We start from the raw sequence: 25,399 nt of genomic DNA on the forward strand, positions 1-25,399 counted from the left end.
GGTGCCTCGGCAGCAGGGTTGATGGTGAGTGTAACCGAAGTTCTTGTCAAAGAAGAACAAGCGGTAGCATCTACATTGGCCTGTGCATAATAGGTCACGGTGCCGACGGTATTCAAGATAGGGTTGGCGACGATGTTACCACCCGTAACGGCATCGTACCAAACCACAGTAGCACCCGCAGGGGCCGTAGCCGTAGCGGTCAAAGTCTGGATTGGCGACTGCTCACATTCGGTGATGTTCGAAGCCTGTACAGTCGGTGCCTCGGCAGCAGGTGTAATGGTAAGTGTAACCGAAGTTCTTGTCAAAGAAGAACAAGCAGTAGCATCTACATTGGCCTGTGCATAATAAGTCACGGTACCGACGGTATTCAAGATCGGGTTAGCGACGACGTTACCACCCGTAGCGGCATCATACCAAACCACGGTTGCACCCGCAGGGGCCGTAGCCGTAGCGGTCAAGGTCTGGATTGGCGACTGCTCACACTCGGTGATGTTAGAAGCCTGTACGGTTGGTGCGTCGGCAGCAGGGTTGATGGTAAGCGTAACAGCAGTCCTGGTCAAAGAAGAACAAGACGTATTGTCTACCACACCTTGCGCATAGTACGTTACCGTTCCAACGGTATTCAAGATTGGATTGGCTACTACGTTTCCGCCGGTTGCAGCGTCGAACCAGATGACAGTGACACCTGCAGCGGCGTTGGCCGTAGCGGTCAAGGTCTGGATTGGCGACTGCTCACACTCGGTGATGTTCGAAGCCTGTACGGTAGGGGCGGCAGCAGCAGGGTTGATCGTCAAAGTGACCGGAGTTCTGGTCAATGAAGAACAAGAACCACCCGAAGCTTGTGCATAATACGTAACCGTACCCACGGTGTTCAAAGTTGGGTTGGCGACCACGTTGCCACCTGTAGCGGCATCATACCAAACGATGGTTTGTCCGGCAGCAGCAGTAGCCGTAGCGGTCAAGGTTTGGATAGGCGATTGCTCGCACTCGGTTTGGTCACCACCAGAAACTGGCGATACCGGAGCGTTGGTGATGGTCAAAGTCACAGCCGTTCTGGTCAATGACGTACATGACGTGTTGCCAAAATTGGCCTGTGCATAATAGGTCACAGTACCTACGATATTCAAAATAGGGTTGGCCACAATGTTTCCGCCAACGGCAGCATCATACCATACCAAAGTAGCACCCGCAGGGACCGTAGCGGTCGCAGTAAGGGTTTGGATAGGCGAAGCCTCACACTCGGTGATGTTCGAAGCCTGCACGGTTGGTGCGTCCGGCGCTGCGTTGATGGTCAAGGTCACCGAAGTCCTGGTCAATGACGAACAAGATTCTCCCGAAGCCTGTGCCCAATAAGTCACGGTACCAACGGTATTCAAAATAGGGTTGGCCACGATATTTCCACCCGTAGCGGCATCGTACCAAACCACATCAGTACCGGCAGGAGCCGTAGCCGTAGCGGTCAAGGTCTGGATTGGCGAAACCTCACACTCGGTGATGTTCGAAGCCTGTACTGTAGGAGCAGCAGGCGCTGGCGTAATGGTCAGCGTGACAGCTGTTCTGGTCAATGAAGTACAAGCGGTGGTACCGGTGTTGGCCTGTGCATAATAAGTCACGGTTCCGACAGTATTCAAAATCGGGTTGGCCACAATGTTACCACCTGTAGCGGCGTCATACCAAACAACGGTAGCACCAGCAGGGGCCGTAGCCGTAGCGGTCAAAGTCTGGATTGGCGACTGCTCGCATTCGGTGATGTTCGAAGCCGAAACAGTCGGTGCGGTTGGTGCCGCGTTGATCGTCAATGTAACCGAAGTTCTTGTCAAAGAAGTACATGCAGTCGCGCCAGTGTTGGCTTGTGCATAGTAAGTCACGGTTCCGACGCTGTTCAAGATCGGACTAGCCACGATGTTTCCACCTGTAGCGGCGTCATACCAAACCACGGTGGCACCCGCAGGAGCCGTAGCCGTAGCGGTCAACGTTTGGATAGGCGATTGCTCGCACTCGGTAATGTTCGAAGCCGAAACAGTCGGCGCAACAGGTGCGGCGTTGATTGTGAGCGTAACGGCCGTTCTTTCGAAAGACGTACAGTCAGAAGATCCGCTGTTGGCCTGCGCGTAGTAAGTCACCGTTCCGACGCTGTTCAAGATCGGGTTGGCTACTACAGATCCGCCGGTTGCGGCCGTGTACCAAACCACGGTTGCACCTGCAGGAGCCGTAGCCGTAGCGGTCAAGGTCTGGATTGGCGATTGCTCGCACTCGGTGATGTTCGAAGCCTGTACGGTAGGCGCAGCTGGCGTAGCGTTGATGGTCAACGTCACGGCTGTTCTGGTCAATGATGAACAAGCGGTAGCATCGGCATTGGCTTGTGCGTAGTAAGTCACAGTTCCGACGGTATTCAAGATCGGGTTGGCGACAACTGATCCACCAGTAGCGGCAGAGTACCATACAATCGTTTGTCCTGCCGAAGCAGTAGCCGTAGCGGTCAAAGTCTGGATTGGCGATTGCTCGCACTCGGTGATGTTAGAAGCCTGGACAGTAGGCGCGGCCGGTGTCGCGTTGAGGGTCAACGTCACGGCAGTTCTTGTCAACGAAGCACAGTTCGAAGCGCCCACATTGGCTTGTGCATAATAAGTTACCGTTCCAACAGTGTTCAGGATTGGGTTGGCTACTATAGATCCGCCTGTAGCGGCTGTATACCAAACCACTGTTGCACCCGCAGGAGCCGTAGCCGTTGCGGTCAAAGTTTGGATAGGTGATTGCGCACACTCGGTGATGTTCGAAGCCTGTACGGTTGGTGCAGTCGGTGCGGCATTGATGGTCAATGTAACCGAAGTCCTGGTCAACGAAGTACAAGAAGTGGCACCTGTGTTGGCTTGTGCATAGTAAGTCACAGTACCTACCGAGTTCAAGATCGGGTTGGCGATTACGTTGCCACCCGTAGCGGCGTCATACCAAACCACGGTTGTACCCGCAGGGGCCGAAGCCGTAGCGGTCAAAGTCTGGATTGGCGATTGCTCGCACTCGGTGATGTTCGAAGCCGATACGGTTGGTGCAACCGGAGCGGGGTTGATGGTCAAGGTTACGGCGGTTCTTGCCAATGAAGAACAAGATCCACCCGAAGCCTGTGCATAGTAAGTTACCGTTCCAACCGTGTTCAGGATTGGATTGGCCACTACCGATCCGCCAGTTGCGGCCGTATACCAAACGATGGTTGCACCACCCGGCGCGGTAGCCGTAGCGGTCAAAGTCTGGATTGGGTTCGCCTGACAAACGGTTTGGTCTCCACCAGAAACCGGAGCAACCGGCGCGTTGGTGATGGTCAAGATAACCGGCGTTCTTGTCAACGATGAACAAGAAGACGTATTGTTGTTGGCCTGTGCATAATAGGTCACAGTACCTACAGTATTCAAAGTAGGGTTGGCTACGATGTTGCCACCTGTTGCGGCATCATACCAAACCACGGCTTGTCCCGCAGGAGCTGTAGCCGTTGCGGTCAAAGTTTGGATCGGCGAAGCCTCACACTCGGTTTGGTTGCCACCTGAAACCGGAGCAGCAGGCGCCGCGTTGATGGTCAAGGTTACGGCAGTTCTTGTCAATGAAGAACAGTTGCCCGCGCCATTGGCCTGTGCATAGTAGGTAACGGTACCCACAGAGTTCAATACCGGGTTGGCTACAACCGATCCGCCTGTGGCCGCGTTGTACCAAACGATGGTTGATCCCGCAGGAGCAGTACCTGTGGCGGTCAAGGTTTGGATAGGCGATTGCTCACACTCGGTGATGTTCGAAGCCGTTACGGTTGGCGCCGCAGGGGCAGGGTTAATGGTCAAGGTAACCGCAGTTCTTGAGAAAGAAGAACAATCTGAATCGGTTACATTGGCTTGTGCATAATAGGTCACGGTTCCGACGGTATTCAAGATCGGATTGGCCACGATGTTTCCGCCTGTTGCGGCATCATACCATACGATAGAAGTACCCGAAGCCGAAGTCGCCGTAGCGGTCAAGGTCTGGATAGGCGAAGCCTCACAAACCGTTTGGTTGCCACCCGATACCGGAGCTGCCGGTGCAGGGTTGATGGTCAACGTCACGGCCACACGGCTTGGACTGATACAACCCGCCGCGGTGTTGGCTTGTGCGTAGTAGGTTACGGTTCCAACCGTGTTCAAGATTGGGTTGGCCACGATGGCACCACCTGTTGCGGCAGAATACCAAACGATGGTTTCCCCATTGCCTGCGGTTGCGGTAGCCGTCAACGTCTGGATCGGCGAAGCCTCGCAAACGGTTTGGTTACCACCCGATACCGGCACTTGCGGTGTAGACGGTTGTTCGTTGATGGTTACCGAAGTAGTCGCCGGCGACGTACAGTTGTTGGCGCCCACGGTAAACGTGTAGCTTCCTGCGGCCAAAGTAGGCACTACAAAGCTCGCACCTGTACCATTATAGGTAGCGTTGGCCGTACCGGTTTGGGTAATGGTCCAGTTGCCTGCTGGCAATCCGCTGAGCGCGACGCTTCCTGTAGCCACGCTACAAGTAGGTTGTGTAACGGTGCCCAATACAGGGGTTGTAGGGATCGCATAGACGGTCACCACGATTGGTGTCTTAGGACCGATACAAGTCAACGATTGGCCTTCGGCTACATAATAGGTAGTCTGTCCGATGGTTGCCGTAGATGGTGTAATCGACGTTTGTGCTACACCATTCAATGAATCGAAGTAGTACAGGTTCAATCCCGATGCGCTGGCCGTAGCCGTAAGTGGCGATGCGGCGGCACCTTGACAGTAGTACACATTCGCGGCAGTAGCCGGTGTAGACGTGATGGTCGATACGGTAATCGTAAACTGGAAATAACATCCGTTCAAAACACCCGGCGGAATCGCATAGTATGTCGATGTGCCCAAAGTGGCAGGGAACGGGTTGTTGATTGTATATTGTACGGTTTGTCCGCTTACCACCGGATAAGAGCTCCAGTAGGTAGAACCCGGAGGGAATCCACCAGAGACTTCGGTGATTGGAATAGACGTACCCGAGTTACAGATGTAAAACGCCGTGATCGGTGGAACCGCCTGACAGTTCAGGTTCACGAAGTCCTGCGCGTTGACGTTCACGATGATCGGCGCCGCAATTTCGATGCCCTGACATGAACCGCTGCTGGTGTAGCCCTGGATCAAATCTTTGTTGACCAATGCAATGCCCGTGATCGCACCCGTACCACTGATCATACCATTGACGGCGACCGCGTTGTTACAGTTGGTGTTCTTGAGCAAAGTACAGTCGGTGGTGACTTTGATCTTGAAAGTCATTTCGCCCAACAACGTGTCTGGACCGCCCGCAGGGACAGGCAAAGTGCCCAAATCCCAAATGATCGAACCATTGGCGCCTACGGCTGGGTTGTAGGTCAAGGTGTTTGGCGTAGGTGCAGGGGTAAAAAACACCTGTCTGGCCGCACTGCCTGCTACAAAAGTAGCATTATAAGGTACCGGTACCGTGATGCGGTAGTTGTTGATCGCTTCGGTTCCGCGGTTTCTTACCTTGATTTTGTATTCTAGTTCCTGACCCGGCAAGGCATTGTATGGCCCGGCTCCGGCAGGTTGTCCGTTGATGGTCACGGCCGAGATTTCGCCGTCGGTGTCCGGGATGTACGCATCGACCGCCATCGCGATGGCAAAAATCGAATAGGTATCACCATCGGTTCCGTAACGGAAGTTGGTCGAAGTCTGGCTGTTGCCGATTACGGTGTTGTTCGGATTCGGCACGTCGAACATACTGATGTCGATGGCCGTGTTGTTCTGCAATTGCGGATTTCTAGCCCCCGGCGTGTTGATCGACGAGTTGAAGAAGTTGGTCGCGCTGTTGCCGCTGTGGCTCAAATCGGAATAGTTGCCCGAGTTGAGTTGTCTGATACGGAAATAGTCGCCCGTGAAATTCACGTCGCCCTCAGAGGCCATGACGCCCAATTTGACGCCTACGTTGCCATACTGTACGGTGTTGAAACCGGCCACCGGCAAGTCAAAGCCCGAGCTGTTTCCTGAGTTGACATACGCATAACCATCAAAAATGGTCACGTCGCGGTATTTCATCTTGCTGTTTTCGTACACGACAATCATACCCCAGCCACCGGCATATCCGGTTCCGCCGACGTTTCCTTCGAGGAGCGCCATATCGGCAGCCCAATACTGGCCGATACCATGTGTTCTTACGTAGTCGGTCACTTCGGTGTAAGCCGAATAGATGTCGTCGTCTGTACCCGATGGGTAGTAGATGTCGTTGGTAGCCGCGGTAAACTGCGTATAAGAAGCCGCGTTAGGTCCTTTGAGGGAAATCACGCGTTTGTCGTAGTTCTTGGTGACGGTGTTGTAAACAGGAACTGACCCCGAAACGTTCACGCCGGCGTCAGAGTTGTTTTGTGTATCGGTAGTACCCTGGTTGGTACCAGAGTTTCTGATCAAGGTGTTGATCGTGATCGTGGCCGCGCCGTCGGTAATCACATAAGGCGTGGTCAGCGTAGCGGTCCAAGTCCCTCCACCGGTTACGGTAACCGGAACAGCGATAAAGTTCGACGAGCCGTTCACCGAAAGTTCTACACGCGGGTTGCCGCTGTTGTAGAAATGGAACGCATAGGTGTTGCCGTTGCCCGAGAAGGTATAAATCGGATAACGCGCACCACTTGAGCCGCCACGGGTTACCGACATCGAGTAATTCGTAGTACTGATGTTCTGGTTGTGGTTGATCGTAAAGTTGCTGTTGATCGGTGCCGAACCGGTAGGCATGCTCTTCGACACCGTAAAGGTCGTGTTAGAAGACGATTTGCCTGTCCAGTACAAACCTGCGTATACGATGTTCGAACATTCAGGCGCGCCGCCGTTTTCCATCGGCAGGACCATGGTGGCCGCCGAAGAGTTCAACGTAAACGGATCGCCGTCGGTATCGACGTACAACATGTTCTGGCCGTTGTTGTTGGTGTTGTTGCCATAGTTTTGCGGACTAAGGCAAGTGTTGCCCAACATGGTAAAGTTACCTTTGATGTTGTAGATCTTCTTGGTAGGGGTGTAGGAAGAAGTCCTTTGTGTAAACCCGACCCTCACTTGCGCTTCGGCAGTCGCCAATCCCAAAAAGACCAATGCGAAAGCTGCCAGAAACTGCAGTTTGTTTTTCGATGATAAGTATAAATTCTTCATAATGTTTGCTGTTATGAATGATTATTGATTTCCTTCTCCGGTATGGATCGAATAGAATACCGTAAGACGTTCTTCGTTGTTGACGATTTTGCTCGACAAATGACTGGCCGATGTGGCTACCGTCGAAACGATGTGCACATACTTCAGGCTCTTGAAACTTGAGAACTGGGATAAATCAATAGTCGCGTTCAGGTCGCTGGCGCTATTAATCCGGATGGTTACAATGTCGACATTGTTTTTGAGCAATGACGGATTGTTCAAGCCGCCCATCGACGTGGCATCGATAAACAGCTGTCGTGGTTTGGATCCATAGGTTTTGACCACGCCGCCGCTCAGGTATTGCGCATCGTGGGCCTTGAAGACCAAATCTTCGACGCTGCTGGCCTGAGAGAAATCGGTGCTGGCTGCCGCCCTGGAGGTCTGTTCGGTCGCTTTTAGGGAAGCGATGAACGCTTTGACTTCCGGAATTCCAGAAGACATCCTGGACTCCTGTGCTGATGCGCCTGTGACAAAGAGCACAAACGCCAGCAATAGTAGTAGTTTTCTCATCATTAAAATTAGGGGTTTTCTCAACAATGGAACATTGTCGGGTTGGTTAATTAATTCATTTGGGACCTGTCTTTTCATGAGATTAAAAATTTAATTCATCTGTTTTTTGACATTTATTCTTTTCAAATAACCACCGGACACACTAAGGGTCAAGAAATTATTTTGGGCTAAATTACTTACATAAACATTTTTACTATCATTTTTTCCACCAACAACCTGAAAACTCGTTCAAGTACCTTTTTTTTTGAAATTTAACATTCCGTTCTGATTTTTTTTAACAAAAACGACTCGGAATTTCAAGGTGTTCTTGGCGTTAAAATCGACGAAATGCATTAAACATTTTTTGCATTTGCAGATTTTTTTCCGTAATTGTTGAGCCAAAACTAGGTGGAATAAACTTAGTAACCAAAAAAAACATCGATAAAGTGCAAAAAAAATGGTTAAAATGCGCTATTTAACACATTTTGATTGTTATTTCCTACAAAAATTAATTAACCAAGATTTGTTGATAACATTAGCCTAAATATTGCAGTTTAATCACAAATTTGATTAGTGTTGTTTTTACGCTTTTTTAATTTTCGCCCCCGGATGTTAAGTTTCTTTTTGACGACCAACGGTATTTTTAACTAAAAAAAAAGCCGAAAATAACTACAACAATAGGTTGTTGTCGGTTTCGCTTTTCACGTCGTTTTTTTCTGTGACGACGCAAACATTTTTTTTGTAAATTACGATTACAAAAGCAGACCGTTTTTTTACGACAGCACAACCTAAACCATTCGCAATGAAAAATTTAATTCTGATCAGGCACGCCAAATCGAGTTGGGAAGCCCCGCTGAGCGACATCGACCGGCCGCTCGACGCAAGAGGAATCCAGGACGCCCATCTGGTATCGATGAATTGCCAGATCCATCTGCCGAAAACGTTCACCATTTGGAGCAGCGTGGCCACGCGTGCCAAGGAAACGGCGCTGATTTTTGCGCAAAACATATCGTATCCCGTCGAGAACATCAACTTTCGCGACAGCCTGTATACGTTCGACGAACGCGAGCTCGAGCGCAACGTGCATGCGTTCGACGACCATTATGATAATGTTATTCTTTTCGGACATAATGAGGCCATCACGAATTTTGTTAATAAATTTGGGGACATTTATATCGACAATGTGCCCACTTCAGGCTTTGTGTCGATTAAATTCGATACCGAGAACTGGGCCAGCGTGGCCAATGGAAGGACCCACGCGACGCTGTTCCCCAGACAATTAAAAGAATCAAAACAAACCTAAGTGTCAGACAATAGATACATCGACCGCGAAAAGAGCTGGTTGGCATTTAACGCAAGAGTACTACAGGAAGCCGGAGACGACGCAGTGCCGTTGCTCGACCGGCTCCGTTTTTTAGGGATTTTTTCGAACAACCTCGACGAGTTTTTCCGCGTGCGTTTTGCGGCGGTCCGGCGTTTAAGCCTTTCGGGCAAGTCGGGCGAGAAGGAACTTGGGGGCATCAGCGCCAAGCAGCTCGTCAAAGACATCACCGAAACGGTCATCCAACAGCAATCCGAGAGTTTGCGCATTTTGAGCGTGATCGAAAAGAAGCTGCAGCAACAGGGGATTTTCATGGTCAACGAAAAGGAGCTCAACCCTGAGCAGGAATCGTTCGTCAAGGATTATTTCGTCCAAAAGGTAAGCCCGGCGCTCATGACCATCATCCTCAACGACCTGGCCGAATTCCCGCTGCTCAAAGACAATTCGGGTTATCTGGCCATCAAACTGGTCATGAAACCCAAGTCCGACAAATCGCTTTTGGGGCTCGTAAAACCCAAGGGCGAAGTACGGTATGCGCTCATCGAACTGCCCAAGACACTCAACCGTTTCATCGTTTTGCCGTCGCCCGATGACAAACAATACATCATTTTTCTCGACGATGTGATCCGCTACAACCTCGAGAGCATCTTCACGATTTTTGATTACGAAAGCATCAAGGCGCACATGATCAAAATCACGCGCGATGCCCAGCTCGACATCGATTCCGACCAAAGCAAATCGCTGATGGAGAAAATATCGACGGGCGTCAAGGACCGACTCATCGGCGAACCCGTGCGTTTTGTGTACGACCAATCCATCGGCAAGGACACGCTCAAGTATTTCCTTTCGAAGATGAACATCGATGCCACCGACTCGATCATTCCGGGCGGGCGCTACCACAACCGACGCGACTACATGAGCTTCCCGAACCTCGGACGTTACGATTTGTTGTACCACCAGAACGAAGCGTTGGCCGTGCCCGGTTTTAGCCTCGACGGCAGCATACTCGAGAAAATCGCCAAGAAAGACTACCTGGTCAATGCGCCGTACCAAACCTTTTCTTACCTGATCAAGTTTTTGCGCGAGGCGGCGCTCGATCCCAAGGTCACGGCCATCAAGATCACGCTGTACCGTTTGGCCAAGAACTCGCAAATCATCAGCTCGCTCATCAACGCGGCCCGGAACGGCAAGCGGGTTACGGTGCAAATCGAACTGCAGGCGCGGTTCGACGAGGCGAGCAACATTTCCTATGCCGAGCAGATGCAAACCGAGGGCATCAACCTGATCTTTGGCATCAAAGGGCTCAAGGTGCACAGCAAGATTTGTGTGATCGAACGCATCCAGGAGGGGAAATTGCGTCGTTACGGCTTGATTTCGACGGGCAATTTCAACGAATCGACGGCATCGGTCTATACCGATGTGACGTTGCTGACCGCACACCAAGGCATTTTGAAGGACGTCGACAAGGTGTTCGATTTTTTCGAGGTCAACTTCCGCATCCACCGCTACAAGCACCTGATCGTATCGCCGCACTACACGCGCAACAAGTTTTACAAGCTCATCGACCGCGAGATCGTCAACGCGCACATGGGGCGTACGGCCTACATGAAGCTCAAGATGAACAGTTTATCCGACACCGAGATCATCGACAAATTATACGATGCAAGTCGTGCTGGCGTAAAGATCCAGTTGCAGGTGCGCGGCATTTGCTCACTGATCCCGGGTGTGAACGGTATGAGCGAAAACATCGAAGCCATCAGTATTGTCGACAATTTCCTCGAACATTCGCGCGTGTATATTTTTGCGAACAACAACGATCCCGATGTGTTCATTTCGTCGGCCGATTTCATGACGCGTAACCTCGACGGCAGGGTAGAAGTGACCTGTCCGCTGTATGACCCGGAGGTCAAGGCCGAACTCATCGACAATTTCGACACGGGCTGGAAAGGAAACGTCAAGGCGCGCTATCATTCGGAAAAACTAGACAACCAATACCGCGTGCGTGGCGATGACCCGATTTTCCGAGCACAGGTCGAAACCTATAAGTATTACCAGCACCGGCTCGAGGAAGCCAAGTTGGCGAAAGCGAAATAATTTGGAAAATTAATTTGAAAATGAGGTAATTTGAAAATTTGGAAATGGGCTGCAGCGATAGCAACGCAACCGTCGATTTGTAGTTCTCTTAGTTTTTCGATTTGTTATCGACAGCTAATGATCATTTTCAAATTTTCAAATTTCCAAATTACCACATTCTAAATGATCAACATCAAGAAATACGCGGCCATCGACATCGGCTCCAATGCCATGCGTTTGCTCGTGTCCAACATCATCGAGGAACAAGGAAAGGAAACCCAATTCAGCAAAAGCTCGCTGGTGCGCGTGCCGATCCGTTTGGGTCAGGATGCGTTTACCGTGGGCGAAATTTCGGACGAGAACATCGAACGCATGGTCGATGCGATGAAAGCCTACCATTTGCTGATGAAAGTACACAAAGTCGAGCGCTACAAAGCCTGTGCGACCTCGGCCATGCGCGAAGCCTACAACGGGAAAGAGGTCGTCGACATTGTGCGCAACGAGTCGGGTATCGACATAGAAATCATCGACGGCAAGACCGAAGCGGCCATCATCGCCTCGACCGACCTGCACCATCTTGTGCGCACCGAACAAACCTATTTGTATGTAGACGTGGGCGGCGGCAGCACCGAATTCTCATTGTTTTCGGGCGGAAAAATCATTGCGTCCAAGTCGTTTAAGGTAGGGACGGTGCGACTGATCAACGACATGGTCAACGACATCGTTTGGCAGGAGATCGAGAAATGGATCAAGACCAACACCCAAGATTACGAACCCGTCACACTCATCGGCTCGGGTGGCAACATCAACAAAGTGTTCAAGATGTCGGGCAAACTGCAGGAAAAACCACTCTCCTATATATACTTGAACGGGCAGTATGCGATGCTCGATGCGATGACCTATGAACAACGCGTGTACGAACTGGGGCTCAACCCCGACCGCGCCGACGTCATTATTCCCGCCTTACGCGTGTACCTCAATGCGATGAAGTGGAGCGGGGCGCGCCAAATCTATGTGCCCAAGATTGGTTTGGCCGACGGCGTCATCAAGGCTTTGTACTACGGAAGAATTTAGGAATTGGAGATCAAATATCCAGATCGAACGTCTTTTTCAACACCTCGAGCGTAGGGTTGATTTGGTTGAGTCGGTTGAATTTGTCCTGAGCGGTAAACGCAAATTTGTTCTCGACGGCTTCGTTGACGATCACTTCGATCGTGATGTCGTGGTTGTGCAACTTTCCGCGTAAGTAACCTTGCAATTCGATCTTTTCGCTTTCAAAATCAATCTTCGAGCCTTCGTTGGGCAGTTCGTGCGTGATGTGCGCGCCCTGCAGTTTGGGATCGCTGATGAGCAACAACGACTCCATGATTTTTTGTCCCTTGTCGCCCAAACGCTGGGCATACTTGTACCATTGTTCGAGCATTTCGGTTTCGGTGAACGGCTCGGTGGGCAGGTGTTCCTCTTTCTTGACGAAGTTTTTGTTGGTTTCCTGCAATTCGCGTTTGGCCTTGATGCTCGAAATCGAAAACGCCGACACCTTGCTTTCGCTGGTAGTTGGAATGTTCGGAGTGGATGTCTGTGCGGTTTCGGCCACAGGATGTACGGTCGTGGGCTCTGGTTTTGCAGGTGCAGGATCAACCGATTGCGCGACGACAATTTCAGGCGATTCGACTTCGAACTCCTTGACGCGTCCGTAAAAATACTTGGCGGGGATTATAAATCCGTTAACTTTTTTTTTTCTCCATCGTAGGTGATGGAGGCCAGTTGCATCAGGCACAATTCAACAAGCAGTCGTTGGTTTTGGCTTGTCTTGTATTTGAGGTCGCAATCGTTGGCCACTTCGATGCCTTTGAGCAAAAATTCCTGTGACGCTTTGAGCGACTGGGCATGGTACATTTTCTGGGCCTGTTCGCCGGCTTCGAGCAATACAAGGGTGGCCGGGGTTTTGCACACGAGCAAATCCCTAAAGTGCGATGCGAGTCCCGATACAAAATGATGCGCATCGAACCCCCGCGACAAAATATCGTTGAACGACATCAGCAAATCGGGGATCTTGTTCTCGAGGATCAAATCGGTCACGTTAATATAAGTCTCATAATCGAGCACGTTCAGGTTTTCGGTGACGGCCGCACGTGTCAGGTTGTTGCCGCAATACGAAACCACGCGGTCAAAAATAGACAACGCATCGCGCATGGCACCGTCGGCCTTTTGGGCGATGATGTGCAGCGCATCGTCTTCGAATTGCACGCCTTGGCTTTTGGCCACTTCGGCCAGGTGTTCCTTGGCGTCCTTGACGGTGATGCGTTTGAAGTCGAAAATCTGGCAACGCGATAAGATCGTCGGGATGATTTTGTGTTTTTCGGTCGTCGCCAAGATAAAGATCGCGTGCTTGGGCGGCTCTTCGAGTGTTTTGAGGAATGCGTTGAACGCCGCCTGCGAGAGCATGTGCACCTCATCGATGATGTACACCTTGAACTGTCCTGTTTGCGGCGGGATGCGTACCTGGTCGATCAGGTTCCGGATGTCGTCTACAGAGTTGTTAGACGCCGCATCGAGTTCGAACACATTGAACGTAAAATCTTCGTTCGGATCGTCGTAACCCGGTTGGTTGATCTTGCGCGCGAGGATACGGGCGCAGGTAGTTTTGCCTACACCACGCGGCCCGGTAAACAGCAAAGCCGAGGCCAAGTGGTTGGTCTCGATGGCATTGAGCAAGGTGTTGGTGATGGCCTGTTGCCCCACCACGTCCTTGAAGGTTTGCGGGCGGTATTTGCGGGCCGATACGACGAATTGTTCCATTGCGACAAATATACGAGAAAAGTTGAATCGTTTGATCGATTATTCGTTTAATCGTGCAGTCGTGTAGGCGTTTTTCGAATAGGTAGATTCGGTTAAACGATTAAACAGTCAAACGATTAAACCGTTCCAAAATATTCGATCTCTTACCCAGCCAATTAGAACATTTTAAAGTATCGGGATGAATCGGGTCTGGAAGATGTGGATGTTCTCAAACGAAGATGCGCCAATCGAAACGTCTCAATTTTCCCTTCCTTTGATGCTGAGTTCGTGCAACACCTGCGTGGCGCTGACATCGCCCAACGACAAATCGCCGGCTACAAATACGCCTTTTTCGCCCGATTGCGATTTGATGCCGTATACGGTGGCCTCGTCGCCGGGGTCGCTTTCGCCTTCGTAACGGTAGATGTGGACGATCTCGAATTCATCCTGGTGGTCGATGATGCGTTGTTCGTCGAGGTTAAAATCGGTCGTGAACCCTTTTTGCTTGAGCTCTTCCAAAGCCTTTGAAACAGTAGCGTAATGATACATTTGCCTTTCCATGGTGCTGCTTTTTTGATTTTTTTATTCCTTAAAATTACTGGTCGCGTCTGGCGTATGGGTTATAACATTCGGCCAGAAAGTTACAAGTTACGCATAAAATAGTAAATTTGCTGCGCAGACCGCCTTATCGCTGCCATCCGATAGCTATCGGGAGGGAGAGGAAAGTCCGGACACCATAGGGAAGCATAGCGGATAACATCCGTCGGCTTCGGGCAACCGAGGTCAGGACCAGTGCAACAGAAAGAATGTACAGTTCGGCTGTAGTGAAACCAGGTAAACTCTATGTGGTGAAATTTCAAGTATACCGACTCTTAAGGGTTTCCCGCCCGTTGTCGGAGGGTAGAAAGATCGAGCCTGCGGGTAACTGCCGGCCTAGATAAATGATAAGGGTTTCACCTGGTCGAAAGACCCGGTGGAATACAGAATCCGGCTTATAGGTCTGCTTTTTTTTTCAACCAACAATTAATAGTTGCGACGGATACTTTCGAATTTGACGTTTTGGGTTTTGGTCGCAATTGTCACGGGCGTTTGCGTCGGACATTATTTTCCCAAGACCGGCGTCCAAATGGAAATCGTCGGCAAGTCCTTTGTCGACTTGATCAAACTGTTCATCGCCCCGATCATTTTCCTGACAATCGTGATGGGCATCGCAGGCATGGGCGATTTGAAAAAGGTGGGCCGTATCGGCGCCAAGTCGTTGCTTTACTTTGAGATCGTCACCACGCTGGCGCTGGCGATCGGCATCGCGGTGGCCTATATCATCCAACCCGGAAAAGTAGACAAACAGGGCATCGTCCTGCAAGATCCCACAAAATACACGCGCGCCTCCGATTTTAGCTGGTGGCATTTTTTTCTCGACAACCCGACACTACAGGTTTTGGTCGCGGCCATTGTCTTGGGCATTGTTTTGAATTACGTCAAATCGCGCGAAACCATCTTGCGTATCCTCGAGCGCCTTTCCAAATGGGTGTTCCTCGCACTCAAATATGTCATGTACCTCGCGCCTATAGGGGCGTTTGGCGGCATGGCCTATACCATCGGAAAGTTCGGGCTGGCCACCTTGGTTCCGCTTGCCAAACTGATGCTGACCGTTTATGTCACGATGGCGCTGTTTGTTTTTGTGGTGCTCGGCGGCATCTTGAAATATTATAACATCAGCATCCTGCAACTCCTTAAATATATAAAGGAGGAATTGCTCGTGGTGTTGGGAACTTCTTCGTCCGAAGCCGCGTTGCCTTCGATCATGGTCAAGCTCGAGCAAATGGGTTGCAGCAAACCCGTCGTTGGGCTCGTCATCCCAACGGGTTATTCGTTCAACCTCGATGGCACCTCGATCTATTTGTCGATGGCGGTGATCTTCCTGGCGCAACTTTACGATGTGCCACTCAGTTTTTGGGAACTCGCGGGCATCATCGGAATTTTGATGATTACGTCGAAAGGTGCGGCCGGCGTAACCGGAAGCGGATTCATCGTACTCGCTTCGACGCTGACGGCGCTCCACAAGATTCCCGTCGAAGGGCTGGCGTTTTTGCTTGGTGTCGACAAATTCATGAGCGAGGCGCGCGCCATCACCAACCTGATCGGCAACAGCGTCGCGACGGTCGTGATCTCTAAAAGCGAAGGCGATTTTACACAACCCGATTTTAATCCGCAGGAACCATGAAAAAAGCCACCCTATTGCTGTTGTTGATTGTGCTGGGCTGCAAAAAGCAAGACTTCGACGCCCAATGGACGCTCGAACAAGCGCCCGCCGCGTTCACCGCGCGTTTTGAAACCACGCAAGGCACGTTCGATATTGCCGTGACACGCGACTGGTCGCCCAAGGCCGCCGATAGATTGTACCAACTGGTCAAGCACGGCTACTACGACGATGCGATTTTTTACAGGGTGGTCGATGGTTTTGTCGCGCAGTTCGGCAACACCGATACGATCACCATGAACCAATGGCGGGCGGTCAAGGTTCCCGACGAGCCCGTAAAATTTGGCAACAAAAAAGGGATGGTAAGTTTTGCGCGTTCGGGTCCCGTAACACGTGATCTGGAGCTGTTTGTCAACCTCAAGGACAATCCGGTGCTCGATACGCTCGACTTTGAAGGCGTGCGCGGGTTTCCTGCAGTGGGGCGGGTGACCCAAGGCATGGACGTGGTCGAAAAATTGTATTCGGGTTATGGCGAGACGCCGATGTCCGACGAAAACCTGTATGCCAACCGCAACGGTTTTTTGGCCAAGTACCCCGAACTCGATTTGATCAAAAAGGCGTATCTGGTAGAGTAGCGGCTAGTCTTTGGTCTCGAATTCAAAAAAACTGAACACCGATCCGCCGTAATTTTTCTGGAACGAGAAATGGTCGATGTGTTCCATGGCGGTGTGTTTCGAATGTTCTATGATCATCATACCGTCTTGGTCCAGCAGGTTTTGCGCGAACACCGTTTTCACGATCTTTTCGAAACGCGCCTGGTCCAATCCGTAAGGCGGATCGGCAAAAATCAAATCGTAGGACGCGGTGTGTTTTTCGAGGAATTTGAATACATCCGATTTGATCGCCGCGATGTCAAAATCGAATTCGGCCGCGGTTTGTTTGATGAATTTGATACAGCCAAAATCGGCGTCGACGCTCGTGATCGACGCACTTCCGCGCGACGCGAATTCATAACTGATGTTGCCCGTACCCGCAAACAAGTCGAGCACCTTTAACCCCGAAAAATCAAAATGGTTGTTCAGGATGTTGAACAGCGATTCCTTGCCCATGTCGGTCGTCGGGCGTACCGGCAGGTTTTTGGGCGGGGAAATGCGGCGTCCTTTGTATTTCCCTGAGATGATCCTCATGAATGGAACAATATAAAGTGTTTACGGTTCTCGGTCGCGGTGAACGCATTGAACAGCTGCATGTAGCCGGTGTCGAACAACGCAACGTTCCGGATGTAGGTGTAAGCGATCGTATAGAACGCATCGTCCTTCGCAATATCGCCCAACAGCTCGAGCTTGAAATGCTCGGGGTTCAAGTTGAGTTGCTCGGCCGTAAACAGGATGTAGTAGATGAAATCCTCTGGCGTTCGGTATTCGAACGAATTGAACAGCAACAGGTTTTGGTTTTGCACCACGACCACTTCAAAATGACTCGGCCTGAAATGTACGAACATCTTTTTTTCGTCGACGTTCTTTGACGCTTCGAGCAATTTTGAAACCAATACCGTATGGGCATGCCGGGCGGTGAATTCGCTGAAATGGTCGACCAAAAAATTGTTGATGTCGCCAAACGGGATGTACACATTGTTCATGTGGTAGGCCGGGAGCTCGTCGTAGGTAAAAAAATCAGTTTCGAACACCTTGGTGTCATACTGTAGGTAGCTGCCCAAAAAGTGCTCATCGAACAAAGCAGTCGGTACAAAACCCGAAAGGTTGCTGTTGTGCAGGATCAGGATTTCGTCGTATTTTTCGTTGAGTTCATGGTGGTTGCGCAACGCCGCGCCATACGACTGCTCAACAGGTGCATTGGCTTGGTCAAACACAATGTCGCGAAACGACAAAACGCGTTGGTTGAGCGTATCGGACACGCAAAAAGACAAACCTTCGGGCGCGACCATCAGGGTCAGTTTTCGATAAACCTTTTCCGTAATGTTGGGGTTGTGTACGAGCATGAAGCAAACTTACCAATTTTTGGGTGTCGGTAAAAATTTATTTTGGGTTTGGCCGTCGGGGTTCTTTGGGATCCGGATTGATTCGATAGTCGTACCGCCCAAGTTCCCCATACCACTACATTCGTTAAAGATCACAACTTGCAATGGCCATAGCTTTTGGTTTTTCCGCTAGTTTTTTTTGTGTCAACTTCCTATAAAATAGCTGTTTTGACACATTCTACTTTTGTTGTGAAAAATCTGTTGCGAAAAAATCACAACAGATTTTTTACAACAGATTTACAAAAACTTCCTTTTAAAGAAGTCATTCAACCATTTCCTTGGCCGAAAAACTTGCAAAAGGCCTGGCAAAATGTCCTTGATTTATTTTGTAGAAATTATCGAATTGCAGTTTTTTACTTCGTACAGTTCGCCCTTTGGGCTCGGGTCTGTAAGGATCATATCGTCAAAAAAAGTATCTTGATGCCAGGGAAGGGGGCATTGGAAGTATACCCCAACGAAATATAAAAATACCATGCAAGCAGAAAATCTGTACATTTTGTTAAAACTGCATCATCGTTGGCTTACCAATCAAAAAGCTTTTCCCGACTGCCAAACTTTCCGTAATTTGCGGCCTTAACCACCGCCATGATTTCCCAGGATTTTTACCGCATTCTCAAACAGCAATTCCCTTTTGAACCAACACAAAAGCAGGATTTGTTTTTCCAGAAGATCGCGCATTTCGTCACCAATTTCAAAACCGACGAAATTTTTGTACTCAAAGGTTACGCGGGTACGGGAAAAACCACCGTGATCTCGACCTTGGTGGGCAGTTTGCCGCAAATCCAGATGAAGTCGGTGTTGCTTGCACCCACGGGCAGGGCGGCCAAGGTCATCGCCAATTACTCGAAAAAGCAAGCGCTCACGATCCACAAGAAAATCTATTTCCCCAAAAAAAGTGGCGGCGGGGTGTCTTTCAGCCTGATGCCCAACAAACACAAACACACGATTTTTATCGTCGATGAGGCGTCGATGATTTCCGACCGCGATTCCGATTCGAAAATGTATGCCAACGGTTCGCTGCTCGACGATTTGATTTCGTATGTGTACTCTGGGCAAAACTGCAAATTGGTGCTCATTGGCGACACTGCACAGCTCCCGCCCGTGAACCTCGACATCAGCCCGGCGCTCGAGATCGATACGCTCGAACGCCAATACGACAAACATGTCGACCACATCGAGCTCGACGAGGTCATGCGCCAGGAAGAAGATTCGGGCATTTTGTTCAATGCGACCGAAATGCGCGAGTTGCTCAAGGACGAGTTTATTGCTGATTTTCAATTCGATGTCAAGCCTTTTGCCGATATCATACGGCTCGTAGACGGCTACGACATCCAGGACGCCATCCACACGGCCTACTCGAACTACAGCATCGAGGACACGGCGTTCATCGTACGCTCGAACAAACGCGCCAATGCCTACAACCAGCAAATCAGGTCGCGCATCCTGGACAAGGAAAGCGAACTGTCGGCAGGCGATTTTTTGATGGTGGTCAAGAACAATTATTTTTGGCTCAAGGACAGCGATACGGCGGGGTTCATCGCCAACGGCGACATCGTCGAGGTGCTCGAGATTTTCGGGATCATGGAACTGTACGGGTTTCAATTCGCCAAGGTCAAGATCAGGATGGTCGATTACCCCGAGCAACGGCCGTTTGAAACCGTTTTGTTGCTCGACACCATCTCGAGCGAGTCGCCTTCGCTCGGTTACGAAGATGCCAACCGGCTTTACGAAGAGGTCATGCTCGACTACCAGGACGAGCCCAACAAATACAAACGATTCCAGAAAGTCAAGGAGAATGAATACTTTAATGCATTGCAGGTAAAGTTCTCGTATGCAATTACTTGTCACAAGTCGCAAGGAGGTCAATGGAATACCGTTTTTGTCGAGCAACCGTATTTGCCCGATGGCATCGACCGCGACTATATCCGCTGGTTGTACACAGCCGTGACGCGTGCTAAGGAAAAGTTGTATTTGATTGGTTTCAAGGATGAGAATTTTGTTGAATAATGTTTGGGGTCTAAGGTTTAAAGTTTACGCCCGAACGCTTAACTTTGAATGTTGAACTTTTTTAAACCTGACCCTTGAAAATCATCGCCGTCATTCCCGCCCGTTACGCCTCGACGCGTTTTCCCGCCAAACTGATGCAAGACCTGTGCGGCAAAACCGTCATCAGACGCACCTATGAATCGGCTGTCAACACCGGCTTGTTTCACGATGTTTTTGTCGTGACCGATTCGCTGCTGATCTACGACGAAATCATCTCCAACGGCGGCAAGGCCATCATGAGTGTCAAGGAGCACGAGTCGGGCAGCGACCGTATTGCCGAGGCCGTGCAAAACCTCGAGGTCGACATTGTGGTCAACGTGCAGGGCGACGAACCTTTTATTGACAAGGAACCGCTCGCGCGCGTGATCGAAACGTTTCGCGACGACGTAGAGGGCAGGGTAGACTTGGCTTCGCTGATGGTCGAGATCACCGACGAGGCCGAAATCAACAATCCCAATATCGTCAAAGTGGTGACCGACCAGTATGGTTTTGCGTTGTATTTTTCAAGATCGGTGATTCCGTATGCGCGCGAAAAAAATGTGGGCGTACGCTATTTCAGGCACATCGGCATCTATGCGTTCCGCAAACAGGCGCTCATGGATTTTTACCACCTGCCGATGAAATCGCTCGAAGCGTCCGAAAAACTAGAGCAATTGCGTTACCTTGAATTCGGCAAGCGCATCCGTATGGTCGAGACGACGCACGTGGGCGTGGGGATCGATACGCCGGAGGATTTGGAGAGGGCGCGGAGGATGTTTTAGGGAATTTCAAATTCCAAATCCCAAATTCCAAGTACCAAATTCCAAATTCCATCCCGAAGCATCGGGACCAAATTCCAAATCCCAAATCCCAAATTCCAAATTCCAAATCCCAAATTCCAAATCCCAAATTCCAAATTCCAAATTCCAAATTCCATCCCGAAGCATCGGGACCAAATCCCAAATCCCAAATTCCAAGTACCAAATTCCATCCCGAAGCATCGGGACCAAATTCCAATTCAATCCTTAGATACGGTGGTTGTAGGTAATTATTTGTTGTACAGGAAGTAGTAGGCTTCGACGTTGTCGAGGTATGCGCCGTCAAATCCGGCGTCGAGGATTTTTTTCATGTACGATTGGTCGTTGCCGTAAATGATCTTTTGCCATTCGGGATTCCAGTATTCGACATAAAATTCGTCGCGGTAGCCCTCGTATTTTTTCTTGATCCACTTGGGGTCGCCCACAATCCAGTTGCCGTCCCAATAATAGCGGAAGTTTTCGGCCGACCCGATGCTGATGTAGGCCAATACGATCCGTTTGCCGCCGTTGGCCTTGGTTTGCAGTTGTTTGATCTCGTCGGGTGTAAACGGCTTGGTGTGGAAGAACAAGTCGATAATGACCACGTCGTAATTCGTTTGCGCAATGTCCTTTAAATAGTAGAAACGCTGTTTGTAATTCGACGAATTGATCAGGTACAAATAGTTCTTCGCATCGGCCAATTTGGTGATGTCGTTGGTATTTTCGTTGGTGATGGCGGGAATTTCCTTGTAGTCTTCATTGGCCGCCGATCGCGGAAAGCACAAAAAATTCTCCTTTTCGTTTTGGGCGATGATCTCCTGCGTGGCGTCTTCCTTGGTAATCAGTTCCGACACCATTACTTTTTTTTGCGCCTGCAACTTTTGCAACATCCCAAGACGGTATTTGTCTACCTTGCCCTTTTCGTTGAAGAACAATTCCTCGATACCAAACCCGTCTATCGCATCCATATAGGTCTTGTTCACACCCGCGTCGGGATTGAGCTTGGTGAATGCGAGCTCGGCGCCGTTTTGCGGCACGACGATAAAATCAGGGTCGATGCCGCGCGCGTACTTCGACAACCCCACCACAAAATCCTGCATCTTCAGGCCCGCGGTCACGGTTTTACTTTCCTTGGACGAAGAACAAAACAAAAACAGGCACGAAGCGGTATAAAAGTATTTGCGCATAATTCGGTATATCGCACAAAATTAGATTTTATTTGGAAAGGAGTTGCCAATAAACCGATAAAATTAAAGGCAACAAATTGACGCTCAGGATTGCTTTTGCACCAAGATCAATTCGTTGTGCGATTCGGTGCGCGGCAACTGCTTGACGTGGAACAGCGCGGGGTTAAATTTGCCCACATATTTGGCGTTGCGCGCCTCGTGCTCGGGCGTCAGGATCATGGTGTTGAACAACAAAAATCCACCTGGCAGCAGCAAATCGCCGAGCCGCTGGGCGAAAAACTTCTCGAACAAAAAGTTGGGCATGACCGTGTCCTGGAAAATATCGACGATAATCAAATCGTAGCGTTCGCGCGTACGCAAGGCAAATTCGAATGCGTCGTCTATGACGATCTCGAGGTTCGGGATCTTGTCGAGGCCAAAATGCGTTTGCGCAAGCTGGATCACGTCGCGGTCGATCTCTACACCCGTGATCCTGCCGCCGAATTTCACTTCGTCGACGAGCGTCTTGACCACGCTGCCGCCTGCCACGCCCAAGACCAAGATGTGGTCCATCGCGACGACTTTCTCGAAACCGATTGCCTTGAGTCCTTTGCGCAATACGCGTTGCAGCGAGCCGTAAGAATAATTGGTGTTGGCCGAATCGAGTACGAGCTGGCCATTGTTCCAACTCACTTCCAACGATTTGCTCCACGCCGATTTGCGTTTGTAGATGTTGATCGGTACCAGGTAACTCATCAGTTTTTGCAGCATCGGGCGGAATTCGTAGTTTAGTTGCAGCGTTGCCTTCCCAAGATACGAAATTAGGGTCAAAGGCGCGCCAAAAGTAAGCGAATAACGCTATTTTTACGTAAATATTTTGACATGAAAAGACGATGGTACCGGTTGATCTTCGGGAAGCTGATGGGCTGGCGCATCACCGGTGCGTTCGATCCGGGTGTCAAGAAGTGCGTGATCATGGTGTTGCCGCACACGAGCTGGCATGACTTTTATATCGGGCTGTTCGCGCGCGGTATCATCGGTTTAGAGATGCATTATGTGGCCAAGAAAGAGCTGTTCGTGTTTCCCTTTGGGGTTTATTTCAGGTGGATGGGCGGTGCGCCGCTCGATCGATCGGGCAACCAAAACAAAGTCGATGCGATTGCCGATATCTTCAAAAAGCGCGACGTGTTCCGTATGGCCATCGCCCCCGAAGGCACGCGTAAGAAAGTGACCGAACTCAAATCGGGTTTTTACTATATCGCTCTAAAGGCGGGCGTTCCGATTGTTCCCGTAGCTTTTGACTACGGTCGCAAACAGGTCGTGGTGGGCGATTACCTGTACCCGTCTGGAGATTATGCGAACGATTTGGCCGTGTTGTTGCCTACTTTCGTCGGCGTGCGCGGCCGATGTCCCGATCAGGGGTTCGACGTTGCGCAATTTCTCGCACAGGGAGCCGTTGCATAGAGCTGAAAGGGCTCAACGTCTTTCGCGTGCTTTGTTTTAATCGTTATTTTTGTATCAAAACGACCCACCCATGGAATTCGCGAAATTATTTGAGCAATACCGCATCCCGCATCTTTCGGGACGGTACGTGACCCTGAACCACATCGAGCCGTTGCTCGCCGAGCGCAATACAAACAATCAGTTGCAGGTGCTGGGCCAATCGGTGCAAGGAAGGCCGGTATACGCCTATACGATCGGCACCGGAAAAATCCGGATACTGATGTGGTCGCAAATGCACGGCAACGAAAGCACCACCACCAAGGCGCTTATGGATTTCCTGAACCTGTTGCATTCGGGCACAGAGCTGGCCGATAACCTGTTGCGCGATTTTACGTTTTGTTGCCTGCCGATGGTCAACCCCGACGGTGCCGAGGTTTGGACACGTGAAAATGCCAACGGTGTAGACCTTAACCGCGATGCGTTCCATCGTTCGCAGCCCGAAAGCCAGTTGCTGCGCAAGATTTTCGAGGATTTCAAACCCGATTGTTGCTACAACCTGCACGACCAGCGCACGATTTTTGGCGCAGGCGATACGGGAAAACCTGCGACGGTTTCGTTCTTGGCGCCGTCGTTCAACGAGGAGCGGCACATCCACCATGCGCGCGCCAGGGCGGTGGGCGTCATCGCGGCCATGAATGAGGAAATCCAGCGGCATATTCCGGGGCAAGTAGGGCGTTTCGACGATACGTTCAACATCAATTGTGTGGGCGACACGTTCCAGCTCCTGAATGTACCCACTGTGTTGATCGAGGGGGGTCATTATCCGAACGATTACGCGCGTGACGTGACCCGAAAATACATCTTTATCGCACTTTTGTCGGGTTTCGAATTTCTCAACGAAAACGTTATAGTTAGCAATGGTTTGCAAGAATATTTGAATATTCCTCAAAATAAGATATGTTTTTTTGATTTTGTTTATAAAAACGTCAAGATAAATTATGAAGATTCCGAAATAATTACGAATTTTGCTGCTCAGTTCAAGGAAGAATTGTCCGACGGCAAGCTGGTTTTTAACGCGTATGTCGCGAAAATAGGCGGGTTGGACGATTTCTTCGGACATGTTGAATGGGATGCAAAAGAAGCGGTTTTGTACGCCGGCGGCGATAGCAATATTATCGAAGTTGACCAAAAAGCCGATTTTAATTTAGGAAAAAATGTTAAAGTTGTAAATGGAATTGTAGAAAATTAACAATTTAACAGTATTTCATAAATTTTTATATTTCTTTTGCTTTTAATAAAACACACAAATTAAAACACATTTATGAGCAAGTTTCGTTTAGATGAAGTCGACCATCAAATTTTGGACATGTTGATCGACAACACCCGGGTTCCTTTTACAGACATCGCCAAAAAATTGCTGATTTCTGCCGGTACCGTTCACGTGAGGGTAAAAAAGATGGAGGACGCGGGCATCATCATGGGCTCGTCTTTGACACTCGACTATGAAAAACTCGGCTATTCGTTTATCGCTTATGTCGGGGTTTTCCTGAACAATACTTCTCAGACCAAGTTCGTACTCGAACGCATCAACGAAATTCCGTTCGTGACCGTTGCGCACGTGACCACGGGCAAGTTCAACATCTTTTGTAAGATCCGTGCCAAGGACACCAAGCACGCCAAGGACGTCATTTTCATGATCGACGACATCGAAGGCGTGTACCGCACCGAAACGATGATCTCGCTCGAAGAAAGCATCAACGACAAAAAACGACTGATGCACACGATCTTCAAGAACATGTAATCTGTCGAAACAATATGTAAAACCCAAGTGAACGCTTGGGTTTTTTTATTATCTTAAACC

Annotated in this window: 19 protein-coding genes and 1 other RNA gene; 11 read left to right on the top strand and 9 right to left on the bottom strand. The window is 50.0% G+C overall.

What is annotated here, in order from left to right:
• The coding region (locus BLP55_RS16940) for an Ig-like domain-containing protein (protein WP_170826778.1) at positions 1 to 7,169 on the bottom strand (7,169 nt) is incomplete at its 3' end.
• A gap of 21 nt (positions 7,170 to 7,190) precedes the next feature.
• Complete coding sequence (locus BLP55_RS03155; protein WP_170826779.1) at positions 7,191 to 7,718, bottom strand: hypothetical protein; 528 nt, start codon at positions 7,716 to 7,718, stop codon at positions 7,191 to 7,193.
• A 781-nt stretch (positions 7,719 to 8,499) separates the two neighbouring features.
• Between BLP55_RS03155 and BLP55_RS03160 the strand changes: the two genes are divergently transcribed.
• From BLP55_RS03160 to BLP55_RS03170, 3 genes are all read left to right on the top strand, one after another.
• Complete coding sequence (locus BLP55_RS03160) at positions 8,500 to 9,000, top strand: SixA phosphatase family protein (RefSeq protein ID WP_091140877.1); 501 nt, start codon at positions 8,500 to 8,502, stop codon at positions 8,998 to 9,000.
• On the top strand, positions 9,001 to 11,112 hold the full coding sequence (gene ppk1, locus BLP55_RS03165) for a polyphosphate kinase 1 (RefSeq protein ID WP_091140878.1): 2,112 nt from the start codon (positions 9,001 to 9,003) through the stop codon (positions 11,110 to 11,112).
• A 162-nt stretch (positions 11,113 to 11,274) separates the two neighbouring features.
• A complete protein-coding gene (locus BLP55_RS03170; RefSeq protein ID WP_091140879.1) occupies positions 11,275 to 12,165 on the top strand; it encodes a Ppx/GppA phosphatase family protein in 891 nt (296 codons plus the stop codon).
• A 10-nt stretch (positions 12,166 to 12,175) separates the two neighbouring features.
• Here the strand turns inward: BLP55_RS03170 and BLP55_RS17260 are convergent, their stop codons facing one another.
• From BLP55_RS17260 to BLP55_RS03190, 3 genes are all read right to left on the bottom strand, one after another.
• Positions 12,176 to 12,868 carry a DNA polymerase III subunit gamma/tau gene (locus BLP55_RS17260; protein WP_244503407.1) on the bottom strand — a complete coding sequence of 231 codons (693 nt, stop codon included), beginning with the start codon at positions 12,866 to 12,868 and terminating at the stop codon, positions 12,176 to 12,178.
• On the bottom strand, positions 12,805 to 13,890 hold the full coding sequence (gene dnaX / locus BLP55_RS03185; RefSeq protein ID WP_091140881.1) for a DNA polymerase III subunit gamma/tau: 1,086 nt from the start codon (positions 13,888 to 13,890) through the stop codon (positions 12,805 to 12,807). Before dnaX ends, BLP55_RS17260 begins: the two co-directional genes overlap by 64 nt.
• Before the next feature lie 237 nt (positions 13,891 to 14,127).
• Positions 14,128 to 14,430: a hypothetical protein gene (locus BLP55_RS03190; protein ID WP_091140882.1), complete on the bottom strand. Its 303-nt coding sequence runs from the start codon at positions 14,428 to 14,430 to the stop codon at positions 14,128 to 14,130.
• Between the two features lie 111 nt (positions 14,431 to 14,541).
• Here BLP55_RS03190 and rnpB point away from each other — a divergent pair.
• From rnpB to BLP55_RS03205, 3 genes are all read left to right on the top strand, one after another.
• Positions 14,542 to 14,880, top strand: an RNA gene (gene rnpB, locus BLP55_RS03195) — RNase P RNA component class A.
• A 19-nt stretch (positions 14,881 to 14,899) separates the two neighbouring features.
• Positions 14,900 to 16,093, top strand: a complete 1,194-nt coding sequence (locus BLP55_RS03200; RefSeq protein WP_091140883.1) for a cation:dicarboxylate symporter family transporter — start codon at positions 14,900 to 14,902, stop codon at positions 16,091 to 16,093.
• Positions 16,090 to 16,704 (top strand): peptidylprolyl isomerase, encoded by a 615-nt coding sequence (locus tag BLP55_RS03205; protein ID WP_091140884.1) that lies wholly within the window; start codon positions 16,090 to 16,092, stop codon positions 16,702 to 16,704. Before BLP55_RS03200 ends, BLP55_RS03205 begins: the two co-directional genes overlap by 4 nt.
• Before the next feature lie 3 nt (positions 16,705 to 16,707).
• Here BLP55_RS03205 and rsmD read toward each other — a convergent pair whose 3' ends face one another.
• On the bottom strand, positions 16,708 to 17,256 hold the full coding sequence (gene rsmD / locus BLP55_RS03210) for a 16S rRNA (guanine(966)-N(2))-methyltransferase RsmD (protein ID WP_091140885.1): 549 nt from the start codon (positions 17,254 to 17,256) through the stop codon (positions 16,708 to 16,710).
• Positions 17,253 to 18,068: a DUF3822 family protein gene (locus BLP55_RS03215; protein WP_091140886.1), complete on the bottom strand. Its 816-nt coding sequence runs from the start codon at positions 18,066 to 18,068 to the stop codon at positions 17,253 to 17,255. The genes rsmD and BLP55_RS03215 overlap by 4 nt, the downstream gene beginning before the upstream one ends.
• A gap of 624 nt (positions 18,069 to 18,692) precedes the next feature.
• On the opposite strand from BLP55_RS03215, the gene BLP55_RS03225 reads away from it, so the two are divergent.
• Together BLP55_RS03225 and kdsB are read left to right on the top strand one after the other, a co-directional pair.
• Complete coding sequence (locus BLP55_RS03225; protein ID WP_091140888.1) at positions 18,693 to 20,114, top strand: ATP-dependent DNA helicase; 1,422 nt, start codon at positions 18,693 to 18,695, stop codon at positions 20,112 to 20,114.
• Positions 20,115 to 20,188: 74 nt separating this feature from the next.
• Entirely contained in the window at positions 20,189 to 20,914 is a 726-nt protein-coding gene (gene kdsB, locus BLP55_RS03230; protein WP_091140889.1) for a 3-deoxy-manno-octulosonate cytidylyltransferase, read from the top strand.
• Between the two features lie 266 nt (positions 20,915 to 21,180).
• On the opposite strand, the gene BLP55_RS03240 is transcribed toward kdsB, so the two are convergent.
• Positions 21,181 to 22,116: an endo alpha-1,4 polygalactosaminidase gene (locus tag BLP55_RS03240; RefSeq protein ID WP_091140890.1), complete on the bottom strand. Its 936-nt coding sequence runs from the start codon at positions 22,114 to 22,116 to the stop codon at positions 21,181 to 21,183.
• A gap of 84 nt (positions 22,117 to 22,200) precedes the next feature.
• A complete protein-coding gene (locus BLP55_RS03245; protein ID WP_317040275.1) occupies positions 22,201 to 22,851 on the bottom strand; it encodes a spermidine synthase in 651 nt (216 codons plus the stop codon).
• A 126-nt stretch (positions 22,852 to 22,977) separates the two neighbouring features.
• On the opposite strand from BLP55_RS03245, the gene BLP55_RS03250 reads away from it, so the two are divergent.
• From BLP55_RS03250 to BLP55_RS03260, 3 genes are all read left to right on the top strand, one after another.
• Positions 22,978 to 23,559, top strand: a complete 582-nt coding sequence (locus BLP55_RS03250; protein ID WP_091140891.1) for a 1-acyl-sn-glycerol-3-phosphate acyltransferase — start codon at positions 22,978 to 22,980, stop codon at positions 23,557 to 23,559.
• A gap of 70 nt (positions 23,560 to 23,629) precedes the next feature.
• Positions 23,630 to 24,787 (top strand): M14 family metallopeptidase, encoded by a 1,158-nt coding sequence (locus BLP55_RS03255; RefSeq protein WP_091140892.1) that lies wholly within the window; start codon positions 23,630 to 23,632, stop codon positions 24,785 to 24,787.
• A 72-nt stretch (positions 24,788 to 24,859) separates the two neighbouring features.
• Complete coding sequence (locus BLP55_RS03260) at positions 24,860 to 25,339, top strand: Lrp/AsnC family transcriptional regulator (protein WP_091140893.1); 480 nt, start codon at positions 24,860 to 24,862, stop codon at positions 25,337 to 25,339.
• The last annotated feature ends 60 nt before the right edge of the window (positions 25,340 to 25,399 follow it).

Source organism: Flavobacterium caeni (assembly GCF_900101895.1).
GTDB classification, from domain to species: Bacteria; Bacteroidota; Bacteroidia; order Flavobacteriales; family Flavobacteriaceae; genus Flavobacterium; species Flavobacterium caeni.

Excerpts from the sequence above, each read along its gene's own strand:
- BLP55_RS03155 (WP_170826779.1), bottom strand. The coding sequence starts at position 7,718 with ATGAGAAAACTACTACTATTGCTGGCGTTTGTGCTCTTTGTCACAGGC.
- BLP55_RS03160 (WP_091140877.1), top strand. The coding sequence starts at position 8,500 with ATGAAAAATTTAATTCTGATCAGGCACGCCAAATCGAGTTGGGAAGCC.
- BLP55_RS03170 (WP_091140879.1), top strand. The coding sequence starts at position 11,275 with ATGATCAACATCAAGAAATACGCGGCCATCGACATCGGCTCCAATGCC.
- dnaX (WP_091140881.1), bottom strand. The coding sequence starts at position 13,890 with ATGGAACAATTCGTCGTATCGGCCCGCAAATACCGCCCGCAAACCTTC.
- BLP55_RS03190 (WP_091140882.1), bottom strand. The coding sequence starts at position 14,430 with ATGGAAAGGCAAATGTATCATTACGCTACTGTTTCAAAGGCTTTGGAA.
- BLP55_RS03205 (WP_091140884.1), top strand. The coding sequence starts at position 16,090 with ATGAAAAAAGCCACCCTATTGCTGTTGTTGATTGTGCTGGGCTGCAAA.
- rsmD (WP_091140885.1), bottom strand. The coding sequence starts at position 17,256 with ATGAGGATCATCTCAGGGAAATACAAAGGACGCCGCATTTCCCCGCCC.
- BLP55_RS03215 (WP_091140886.1), bottom strand. The coding sequence starts at position 18,068 with ATGCTCGTACACAACCCCAACATTACGGAAAAGGTTTATCGAAAACTG.
- BLP55_RS03225 (WP_091140888.1), top strand. The coding sequence starts at position 18,693 with ATGATTTCCCAGGATTTTTACCGCATTCTCAAACAGCAATTCCCTTTT.
- BLP55_RS03240 (WP_091140890.1), bottom strand. The coding sequence starts at position 22,116 with ATGCGCAAATACTTTTATACCGCTTCGTGCCTGTTTTTGTTTTGTTCT.
- BLP55_RS03245 (WP_317040275.1), bottom strand. The coding sequence starts at position 22,851 with ATGAGTTACCTGGTACCGATCAACATCTACAAACGCAAATCGGCGTGG.
- BLP55_RS03250 (WP_091140891.1), top strand. The coding sequence starts at position 22,978 with ATGAAAAGACGATGGTACCGGTTGATCTTCGGGAAGCTGATGGGCTGG.
- BLP55_RS03255 (WP_091140892.1), top strand. The coding sequence starts at position 23,630 with ATGGAATTCGCGAAATTATTTGAGCAATACCGCATCCCGCATCTTTCG.
- BLP55_RS03260 (WP_091140893.1), top strand. The coding sequence starts at position 24,860 with ATGAGCAAGTTTCGTTTAGATGAAGTCGACCATCAAATTTTGGACATG.